This is a genomic window from Methylobacterium sp. WL120 (genome assembly GCF_008039465.1).
Lineage (GTDB): Bacteria > Pseudomonadota > Alphaproteobacteria > Rhizobiales > Beijerinckiaceae > Methylobacterium > Methylobacterium cerastii.
Map to the genome: position 1 here is coordinate 1 of NZ_VRUT01000173.1, position 9,052 is coordinate 9,052.

At 72.2% G+C, this 9,052-nt stretch carries 11 protein-coding genes and 1 pseudogene; 3 read left to right on the forward strand and 9 right to left on the reverse strand.

Annotated features, from left to right (window positions below):
* The 4 genes from FV229_RS22815 to miaB all read right to left on the reverse strand — a co-directional run.
* The coding region (locus FV229_RS22815; RefSeq protein WP_147754151.1) for a hemolysin family protein at positions 1 to 1,104 on the reverse strand (1,104 nt) is incomplete at its 3' end.
* Positions 1,105 to 1,140: 36 nt separating this feature from the next.
* On the reverse strand, positions 1,141 to 1,635 hold the full coding sequence (gene ybeY, locus FV229_RS22820) for an rRNA maturation RNase YbeY (RefSeq protein WP_187273671.1): 495 nt from the start codon (positions 1,633 to 1,635) through the stop codon (positions 1,141 to 1,143).
* The gene (locus FV229_RS22825) at positions 1,635 to 2,717 is read right to left on the reverse strand and encodes a PhoH family protein (RefSeq protein WP_246686188.1); all 1,083 of its coding nucleotides are present in this window, start codon (positions 2,715 to 2,717) and stop codon (positions 1,635 to 1,637) included. The genes ybeY and FV229_RS22825 overlap by 1 nt, the downstream gene beginning before the upstream one ends.
* Positions 2,718 to 2,868: 151 nt before the next feature.
* The gene (gene miaB / locus FV229_RS22830) at positions 2,869 to 4,251 is read right to left on the reverse strand and encodes a tRNA (N6-isopentenyl adenosine(37)-C2)-methylthiotransferase MiaB (protein ID WP_147754154.1); all 1,383 of its coding nucleotides are present in this window, start codon (positions 4,249 to 4,251) and stop codon (positions 2,869 to 2,871) included.
* Between the two features lie 100 nt (positions 4,252 to 4,351).
* Between miaB and FV229_RS22835 the strand changes: the two are divergent.
* Together FV229_RS22835 and FV229_RS22840 are read left to right on the forward strand one after the other, a co-directional pair.
* A pseudogene (locus FV229_RS22835) lies at positions 4,352 to 4,660 on the forward strand (type II toxin-antitoxin system RelE/ParE family toxin).
* Positions 4,657 to 4,956, forward strand: coding sequence for an addiction module antidote protein (locus FV229_RS22840; protein ID WP_147754155.1), 300 nt, complete (start codon positions 4,657 to 4,659; stop codon positions 4,954 to 4,956). Before FV229_RS22835 ends, FV229_RS22840 begins: the two are co-directional and overlap by 4 nt.
* Before the next feature lie 5 nt (positions 4,957 to 4,961).
* Here FV229_RS22840 and FV229_RS22845 read toward each other — a convergent pair whose 3' ends face one another.
* From FV229_RS22845 to FV229_RS22860, 4 genes are all read right to left on the reverse strand, one after another.
* Positions 4,962 to 5,822, reverse strand: a complete 861-nt coding sequence (locus tag FV229_RS22845) for a lysophospholipid acyltransferase family protein (protein WP_147754156.1) — start codon at positions 5,820 to 5,822, stop codon at positions 4,962 to 4,964.
* Positions 5,823 to 5,829: 7 nt separating this feature from the next.
* On the reverse strand, positions 5,830 to 6,351 hold the full coding sequence (locus FV229_RS22850) for a GNAT family N-acetyltransferase (RefSeq protein WP_147754157.1): 522 nt from the start codon (positions 6,349 to 6,351) through the stop codon (positions 5,830 to 5,832).
* Positions 6,348 to 7,034 carry a tRNA (adenosine(37)-N6)-threonylcarbamoyltransferase complex dimerization subunit type 1 TsaB gene (gene tsaB, locus FV229_RS22855; RefSeq protein WP_147754158.1) on the reverse strand — a complete coding sequence of 229 codons (687 nt, stop codon included), beginning with the start codon at positions 7,032 to 7,034 and terminating at the stop codon, positions 6,348 to 6,350. The genes FV229_RS22850 and tsaB overlap by 4 nt, the downstream gene beginning before the upstream one ends.
* Before the next feature lie 191 nt (positions 7,035 to 7,225).
* A complete protein-coding gene (locus FV229_RS22860) occupies positions 7,226 to 7,792 on the reverse strand; it encodes a NifU family protein (protein ID WP_147754159.1) in 567 nt (188 codons plus the stop codon).
* Positions 7,793 to 8,015: 223 nt separating this feature from the next.
* Here FV229_RS22860 and rplS point away from each other — a divergent pair, with 223 nt between their 5' ends.
* A complete protein-coding gene (gene rplS / locus FV229_RS22865) occupies positions 8,016 to 8,435 on the forward strand; it encodes a 50S ribosomal protein L19 (RefSeq protein WP_147754160.1) in 420 nt (139 codons plus the stop codon).
* A gap of 164 nt (positions 8,436 to 8,599) precedes the next feature.
* Here the strand turns inward: rplS and FV229_RS22870 are convergent.
* The coding region (locus tag FV229_RS22870) for an FTR1 family protein (RefSeq protein ID WP_187275255.1) at positions 8,600 to 9,052 on the reverse strand (453 nt) is incomplete at its 5' end.

Below are 9,052 nucleotides of genomic sequence, written 5' to 3' on the forward strand. Positions count from 1 at the left end.
GGGCAGGGCGAGCGGCACCGCGGACGCGGCGATGCGGGCGGGGCCGCGCTGGAAGCGCAGGCGCTTCAGTCGGCGCGGGTCGGCGTCGAGCACCTCGAACTCGAGGTCGCCCGGGCCGGTGATGAGCTCGCCGCGCGAGGGCACGCGGCCGGCCAGCGTCACGATCATGCCGCCGATCGTGTCGATCTCCTCGGCCATCTCGCCCACCGCCGCGACGAGGTCGACGCCGGTGGCCTCGGACACCTCGGCGAGCGGCGCGCGGGCGTCGGCCACGAACACCTCGGCCTCGCCCTCCAGGCGCTGCACCAGGCGGCCCTCCACCACGTCGTGCTCGTCCTCGATGTCGCCGACGACCATCTCGATCAGGTCCTCGATCGAGATCAGCCCATCGGTGCCGCCGTACTCGTCGATGACGAGCGCCATGTGGGTGCGGGTGGCCTGCATCCGCACCAGCAGGTCGATCGCCGGCATCGAGGGCGGCACGAACAGGACCGGCCGCTGGATCCGGGTGGAGGCGAGCGTCGCGGTGAGGTCGACGTTGCCGAGGTTGAGCGTGCGGAGCGCCCGGCCCGGCGACTTGCGCACCCGCGGGGCGGGCTTGGGCGCGTCGACGGGCTCCTCGCCCGCAACGGGTTGCACAACGCCGTTCGTTTGAGCGGTGCTCCGGCGCGGGGCGGCCTCGGCGCGCGCCGCGATGTGATCGACGAAGTCGCGGATGTGGACCATGCCGCGCGGGTCGTCGAGCGTCTCGCCGTAGACCGGCAGGCGGGAATGGCCTGCGGTGCGGAACAGCTTGAGCAGGTCGCCGAGGCCGGTCTCGACCGAGACCGCGACGATATCGGCCCGCGGGATCATCACGTCGTCGACGCGCACCTTGTGCAGCCCGAGCACGTTCTTGAGCATGGCGCGCTCGAGCGGCGAGAACGCGTTCTCGCCCGAATCAGGCTCGGCCAGGGCGTCTTCGATGTCGCCGCGCAGGGAATCGCGCGGTTTCAGGTGCAGCACCTGGAGGAGACGGTCGTACCAGGGCTCGCGCGCACCCGATTCCGCCTCGTTGGAACTGAGCGCGGCCTGGGCCGCGCCGCGACTTCGATCGTGGGTCATGTCTCTCGTGTCTGGGATCGTTTGGGGCGTCGCCGCTCAGCCGGCCACGGGTTCCGCGTAAGGGTCCGGCACGCCGAGGGTCGCGAGCGCCGCGACCTCCAGGGCCTCCATGGCGTCGGCGTCCGCGTCGCCGGTCTCGTGGTCCTGGCCGAGCAGGTGGAGGGTGCCATGGACCAGGAGGTGCGCGATGTGGTGGGCGAGCGGCTTCGACTGCTCGGCACTTTCGCGCACCAACGTGTCGTACGCAAGAACGACGTCGCCGAGCGGCCGCGCGAGGCCGGGTTGCGCCGGCTGCGGGGCAGCCGGAAACGACAGCACGTTGGTGGGCATGTCCTTGCCCCGCCAGGTCCGGTTGAGGTCCTGCACGGTCGCGTCGTCGGCGAGCAGGACGCTGACCTCGACCGGGCCGGCGGGCGAATCGGGCGCCGCCGCGAGTCCGGCCTCGACGACGCGGATCACGAAGGCCTCGAGCCCGGGGACCGCGTCGTCCCAGCGCGCGTCCTCGACCGCGACGTCGATCTCGTGCGGCATCACGCGAGCGGCCGGCGGCGCGGATTCGGGTTGCGGTCGGCATCCGCCTCGCCGTGGGCCGCGCCCTCGTAGGCGGTGACGATGCGGCGCACGAGGTCGTGGCGGACCACGTCCACGTCGCGGAAGGTGATGCGGCCGATGCCCTCGACGCCGTCGAGCACCTTCACCGCCTCCACGAGACCCGACTTCTGCCCCGGCGGCAGGTCGACCTGGCTCGGATCGCCGGTGACGATCATCCGGGAGTTCTCGCCGAGCCGGGTCAGGAACATCTTCATCTGCATCGAAGTGGTGTTCTGCGCCTCGTCGAGCAGCACGATCGCGTTGGTGAGCGTGCGCCCGCGCATGAAGGCCAGCGGCGCGATCTCGATCACCCCGGTCTGCAGGCCGCGATCGACGTGGCGCGCCTCCATGAAGTCGTAGAGCGCGTCGTAGATCGGGCGGAGATAGGGATCGACCTTGTCGCGCATGTCGCCGGGGAGGAACCCGAGGCGCTCGCCGGCCTCGACCGCAGGGCGCGAGAGGATCAGCCGCTCGGCGTGCCCCTGCTCCAGCAGCGAGACCGCGTGGCCGACCGCGAGCCAGGTCTTGCCGGTGCCGGCCGGCCCCTCGGCGAAGACGAGCTCGTTGGCGCGCAGGGCCTTGATGTAGGCGTCCTGCGCGGCGTTCCGGGCGCGGACCGCGCCGCGCTTGCGCGTGGCGATCTGCTCGAAATGCGGCCGGTCGGGCTCGGCGGCGACCACGGCCGCCGGAAACAGCTGGCCCTGGACGGTGGCCTCCTGGATCGCGCCGTCTACGTCGCCGAGCGTCAGGGTGCCGCCGCCGGTCCGCACCCGGGCGTAGAGCTTCTCGAACACCCGGCGGGCGCGCTCGGTGGCGTCGGCCGAGCCCTTGAGCACGAGGTGGTTGCCGAGCGCGGTGGCCGTCACCTCCAGCCGCCGCTCGACATGCGCGACGTTCTGGTCGTACTGGCCGAAGACGAGACTCGCGAGGCGGTTGTCGTCGAAGGTCAGCGCGACCTCGACCGGCTCGTCGTGGACAGCGCCGGGGCCGACCGGCCGCGCGGCGGGCCCGCGCCCGCGCAAGGGGCCACCGCGCCCGGCCGTTCCGTCGAATGACGCCACGAACACTCCCTTCATCGCTCATGCCGAGCCTCGTGGGCAGGAGCCCATGAGACCCGGCGGATTGCCGCCGTCCCACGGTCGCGGGGGCCGGATCGCGCAGCGCGATCCGGGATCACGCCGCCGCGGCGGCCTCGATCGCCTCGCCGAACAGGCTGTTGGTCCCCGCCTCGACGACGCGCACTGGCACGATCCGCCCGATGCAGGAGGTGGGGGCGTCGAACTGAACGGCGAGCAGGTGCGGCGTCTTGCCCGCGACCTGACCCGGCCGGCGGCCGACCTTTTCGACCAGGACCTCGACCACCTGGCCCACCGCCGCGCGCTGGAACGCGTGGCGCTGCGCATCGAGCAGCGCCTGCAGCGCATGGAGGCGGGCGGTCATGACGTCCTCCGGCACCGCGTCGGCGCGCTCGGCGGCCGGCGTGCCGGGGCGCGGGCTGTACTTGAAGGAGTAGGCGCTCTCGAACCCGACATCGGAAACGAGACGCATCGTGTCGGCGAACTCGGCGTCGGTCTCGCCGGGGAAGCCGACGATGAAGTCCGAGGACAGGGCGATGTCGGGACGGACCTTGCGGACCCGGTCGATGATCCGCCGGTAGGCGTCGCCGGTATGCTTGCGGTTCATCGCCGCGAGGATGCGGTCGGAGCCCGACTGCACCGGCAGGTGGAGGTAGGGCATCAGGGCCGGGATCTCGGCATGCGCCGCGATCAGGTCGTCGCCCATGTCGTTGGGGTGGCTCGTGGTGTAGCGGATGCGGGCGATGCCGGGCACGCGCGCCACCGCCCGGATCAGGTCGGAGAGCGTCGCGGTCCCGCCATCGCTGGCGAGCCCGTGGTAGGCGTTCACGTTCTGGCCGACGAGGCCGATCTCGCGGACCCCGCCGGCGGCGAGCCTTTCCGCCTCCGCCACGACCGCCGCGATCGAGCGCGAGACCTCGGCGCCGCGGGTGTAGGGCACGACGCAGAACGCGCAGAACTTGTCGCAGCCCTCCTGCACCGTGAGGAAGGCGGAGACGCCCGCGGTGCGCCGCGCCGGCAGGTGGTCGAACTTGTCCTCGACGGGGAATTCGGTGTCGACCACGCGCTTGGCGTGCGAGCGGGCCAGCAGGTCCGGCAGGCGATGGTAGCTCTGCGGGCCGACCACCACATCGACGACGGGCGCGCGGTGCAGGATCTCGGCGCCCTCGGCCTGCGCCACGCAGCCGGCGACGACGATGCGGGTGTCGCGGCCTTCGAGCTGGCGCGCATCCTTGAGCACGCGCAGGCGCCCGAGCTCGGAATAGACCTTCTCGGCCGCCTTCTCGCGGATGTGGCAAGTGTTGAGCACCACCACGTCCGCCTCCTCGACGTGGTCGGTGGCGGAGAACCCCTGCTCGGCCAAGACGTCCGCCATGCGGGCGGCGTCGTAGGCGTTCATCTGGCAGCCGTAGGATTTGACGAAGGCTTTTTTCGACACCGCGTCGGGTCCCGGGTTCCTTGGGATACGGCGCGCGAGCATCTCCGCCGCCGAGGCGGAACGCGTCTACCATAGATCGGCCGTGCCGTCGCGACCCTGCCCAAACGCTTGCAAGACCGTATCCTATAGAATACAAAAGATGATGATCCGCATCCGCCGTACGGCTGGTTTCGACGCTTGGCTGCGCGCCTTGCGGGATCAGTGCGCCAAGGCCCGCATCGCGATCCGGATCGACCGGCTCGCCGCGGGAAACGCCGGCGATGCGAAACCGGTCGGCTCCGGGGTGAGCGAGCTGCGCGTCGATGTCGGGCCGGGCTATCGCCTGTAGTTCGTCCGCCGCGGCGAGGCCCTGATCGTTCTGCTCTGCGGCGGGGACAAGAGCAGCCAGCAACGCGACATCGTGCAGGCCAAGGCCCTGGCGGCGGGCCTGCAGGACGGAGACGGCGCATGACCGAGACGCAGCCCTACGATTCCGCCGACTACCTGGAGACCGACGAGGCGCTGGCGGAGTACCTCACCGCGGCCTTCGAGGAGGGAGACACGGCGCTCTTCCGGCACGCCCTCGGCGTCGCCGCCCGCGCGCGCGGCATGACGCGGATCGCCCGCACCTCCGGGCTATCGCGCGAGAGCCTTTACAAGGCGCTCTCCGAGGACGGCAACCCGAGCCTCGACACGACGGTGCGCGTCCTGAAGGCGATGAACCTGCGGCTGACGGCGACCGTGCCGCACGCGTCCGAGCCGGCCTGACGGGATCAGGCCGCCGCCGTGCCATCCGGGAGCCCGGCGAGCGGCCGGGCGGGGGCGGGTCCCACCGTCGCCGCAGGGCCCGGCGCCGACCCTGCGCCCTTCATCGCGGCGCGCACCGCCGCCTCGGCCTGGGCGGTGACGGCCTTGCGGTCGGTGCCGGCCTCGAAGGCGATCGGCTGACCCCAGACCACGTGGACGTCGATCGGCCCCTTCTCGAAGAACAGGGCGAGGTGGGGGGCGAGGTCCATGTCGCCGTACCAGGCGATCTCGGGGCGCTCGACCCGGCCGACGGGCAGGCCGTTGCGGCGCGGATAGGTGATCGCCAGCGGCTGCAGGCGGATGCGGTCGGTCTCGGCCTGGATCGCGGCCCGCGCCGCGCCGACGAGCGAGGAGCGGAACGGCAGCAGGCGGGTGCCGTCGCCGGTGGTGCCCTCGGCGAACAGCACCACGAGCTCGCCCCGCGCCAGCCGGTCGCCGATCGCGGCGTTGACGGTGGCGGTGGCGCCCCGCCGCGCCCGGTCGATGAACACCGTGCGCTGGAGGGCGGCGAGCGTGCCGACGACCGGCCAGCCGGCGATCTCGGACTTCGCCACGAACGAGAGCGGCCGCAGCGAGCCGATGGCGATGATGTCGAGCCAGGAGACGTGGTTGGCGAGCACCAGGGCGGCCTCGCCGGGGCGGGGCGGGGTGCCGCTCTGCGTCACCCGCACCGAGAACAGGGCCAGGAACACCCGGTGGAACAGGGCGGGCGCGAGGCCCCATCCGCGGCGCTCGCCGAAGCGCAGGGCCAGCCAGTGCGGCCCGGCGAGCAGCGCGAAGGCCAACGCGCAGACGACCAGCCGTAGGGCCACCCCGACGCGCGTCACCGGCCGCTCACGTCAGGTCGGCCCGCATGGTCAGCGCAGTCGCGCGGCTGCCGTCGGCCTGCGCGTAGTAGCCGGTCCGCGTGCCGACCTGCGTGAAGCCGTGCCGGGCGTAGAGCCTGAGCGCGGGGGCGTTGCCCTCGTCGACCTCCAGGTGGACGTGCGCGACACCGATCAGCGCCAGGTGCCCGAGGTGCTCGCGCAGCAGCCGGTGGCTCAGGCCCCCGCCGCGGGCGGAGGGCGCCAGCACGACGGTGAGGATCTCCGCCTCGTCCGCGACCTTGCGGGACAGGACGAAGCCCTGCATCGCGCCGGCGCGCCACAGGGCGTGCCCCTGCGTCGCGCGCTCGCACAGCATCCGCTCGAACTCGTGCGCGTCCCAGGGCCGCGCGAAGGCGGTGGCGTGGAGACGCGCCAGCGTCCGCGCCTGGTCGGCCTCGCGCAAGGGGGCGACGTAGGGCTCGGGGCCCCAGGCCTCCCACCAGGCGAGCCACCATTCCAGCGGCCAGAAGGGCGAGACCGGGCGGGTCATCGCCGGGCGATCCGCGCGCGGTCCTGCGGCTGGGCGTCGGCCCCGCGCAGGTACATCGGCCGGGGCAGGGCGTGGGCCGGGTCGGCGACCAGGCCGAGCGAGGCGACCCAGGCGATGTCGGGGCCGGCGGCGCCCGCGACCGTCACCGCGACGCCTCGGGCGCGGAGCACCGCCGCCAGCGATGCGGCGCCGGAGCCGACGAGGATGACCGGGCCGGCCCCGAGCCGGTCGGCGGCCTCCTCGAGAAGCAGGTGCGTCGGCGGCACGACGATCCCCTCGCCCGCGCTCATCGCCTGGAGGTAGACCGCGCCGTGGCGGGCATCGATCGCGGCGGCGACCAGGCCGTCGCCGTTCAGCGCCAGCTGCGGCGCGAGCAGCGCCGACAGGGTGGTGACGCCGACGACGGGAATGTTCGCGGCGAGGCCGACGGCGCGGGCCGCCGACAGGCCGACGCGCAGGCCGGTGTAGCTGCCGGGGCCGACGGTGACGGCGACGCGCGACAGGCCCTCGAACCCGCCCGCGAACCGGGCCATCACCCGCTCGACGAGGGGCAGCAGCGCCTCGGCGTGGCCGCGGGCCAGCGTCATCGATTCCTGCGCGAGCAGGTCGACGCCGTCGGTCGTCTCGGTGGCGACGCAGGCCGAGCAGAGCTCGAGTGCCGTGTCGATGGCCAGGATATGCACGCCCACTCCCGTTCGCCGGGGCTTCGCTCCCGCTCACCCTGTGAAGGAAGGGGCGAGCCTAAGGCAAAACGGCCGCGCCCGTCAGTGCGGGGCGGCCGTCGCGGAGCGGTTCGGGCGCAGGTGTTGCACGGGCGCTTCGGGTGACGGGTGCTTCGGGTGACGGGCGCTTCGGGTGGAAGCGCCCGGCCGCCTCAGACCGCCTGGACTTCGCGGATCTCCGGCAGGAAGTGCTTGAACAGGTTCTGCACGCCGTGCCGGAGCGTCGCGGTGGAGGAGGGGCAGCCGGAGCAGGCGCCCTTCATCTCCAGGTAGACGACGCCCTCCTTGTACCCGCGGAAGGTGATGTCGCCGCCGTCGCCAGCCACCGCCGGGCGCACGCGGGTCTCGAGCAGGTCCTTGATCGTCACCACGGTGTCGTGGTCGGCCGCGTCGTAGAACTCCTCCGCGTCGTCCTCGGCTTGCGTCGCGCCTTCCGCCATCACCGGAACGCCGGACTGGAAGTGCTCCATGATCGCGCCGAGCAGCGCCGGCTTGACCTGCGGCCACTCGTTCACGCCGTCGGCCTTGGTCACGGAGATGAAGTCGTGGCCGAAATACACGCCGGCGACGCCGGGCACGTCGAACAGGCGCTGCGCCAGCGGCGAGCGGGCGGCGCCCTCCGCATCCTTGGCCTCGAAGGTGCCCTCTTGCAGCACCACCCGGCCGGGCAGGAACTTCAGGGTGGCGGGGTTCGGGGTCGCTTCGGTCTGGATGAACATATCTGACACAATCCTCGTCCGCTGCGCCGGTTCAAGGCCGGCCGGGAACGGCGCATGCGCGCCGCCCTCCATGTGGACCGCGAACGTGATTTTCTCAACCAGGGCCGGCAATCGACAAGCGCGGGCACTTGGTGTATCGCGGCGCCAACTCAAAACAGGATGCCGAAATCCTGACGCCCGCAAGCCCATCCGGGGCGGCGCGGCGCGACGGCCGGAGCTATTCATGAACATCATCCAGCAGCTCGAGCAGGAAGAAGTCGCTCGACTCAACAAGACCATCCCCGATTTCCAGCCCGGCGACACGGTGATCGTGAACGTCAAGGTCAAGGAAGGCGAGCGCACCCGCGTCCAGGCCTACGAGGGCGTGGTGATCGCGCGCTCCGGCGGCGGGCTCAACGAGAGCTTCACCGTCCGCAAGATCTCCTACGGCGAGGGCGTCGAGCGCCTGTTCCCGGTCCACGGCCCCTTGATCGATTCGATCAAGGTCGTCCGCCGCGGCAAGGTGCGCCGGGCCAAGCTGTACTACCTGCGCGACCGCCGCGGTAAGTCCGCCCGCATCGCCGAGCGCACAGACAAGAACAAGGTCTCCAAGGCCGACAAGGCGAAGGCCGACAAGGCGAAGGCCGCCCCCGCCGCCGAGTGATCCGCCCGCTCCCGCACAGGGAGCCCGGCACGAGAAAGCCCGCCGCGATCCGATCGCGGCGGGCTTTTTGTTTGCTCTGCACCCGCCCGGTCATCCCGGGGCGCCGAAGGCGAGCCCGCGATGGCGAGGAGGGACCGTCCGGCCGGATAGACCGGGCGATCGAATCAGGCGGTGCGCAGCGCCCGGCGCTTGTTCTGGGCGGTCATCTGCATCAGTCCGACCATCACCAGGATCGTCCCGACGTAGACGATGCCCTGGAGCACGGTCGGGCGGTCGGTGTAGCCGACCAGCGCGTGCAGCACGCGGCCCGGCCAGCCGTTCTCCGGGATCAGGCCGGACGAGTTCCATAGGATCTGGTCGAGCCCGGTGACGATCCCGGCGTTCGACAGGAACTGCGCCGCCTGCGCCGCGAGGCCGGCGGCGAGGAAGATGATCAGCGCGCTCGTCACCGAGAACACGTAGCGGCTCGGAATCGAGGCGAGGCCGAAATAGCTGATGCCCGAGAGCACGACGCCCGCGCCGACGCCGGCCAGCGCCCCGGCCTGCAGGTCGGCGCCCGACGCGCCGGAGGCCACGAGGCCGTAGAGGAACAGCACGAGCTCGGCGCCCTCGCGCAG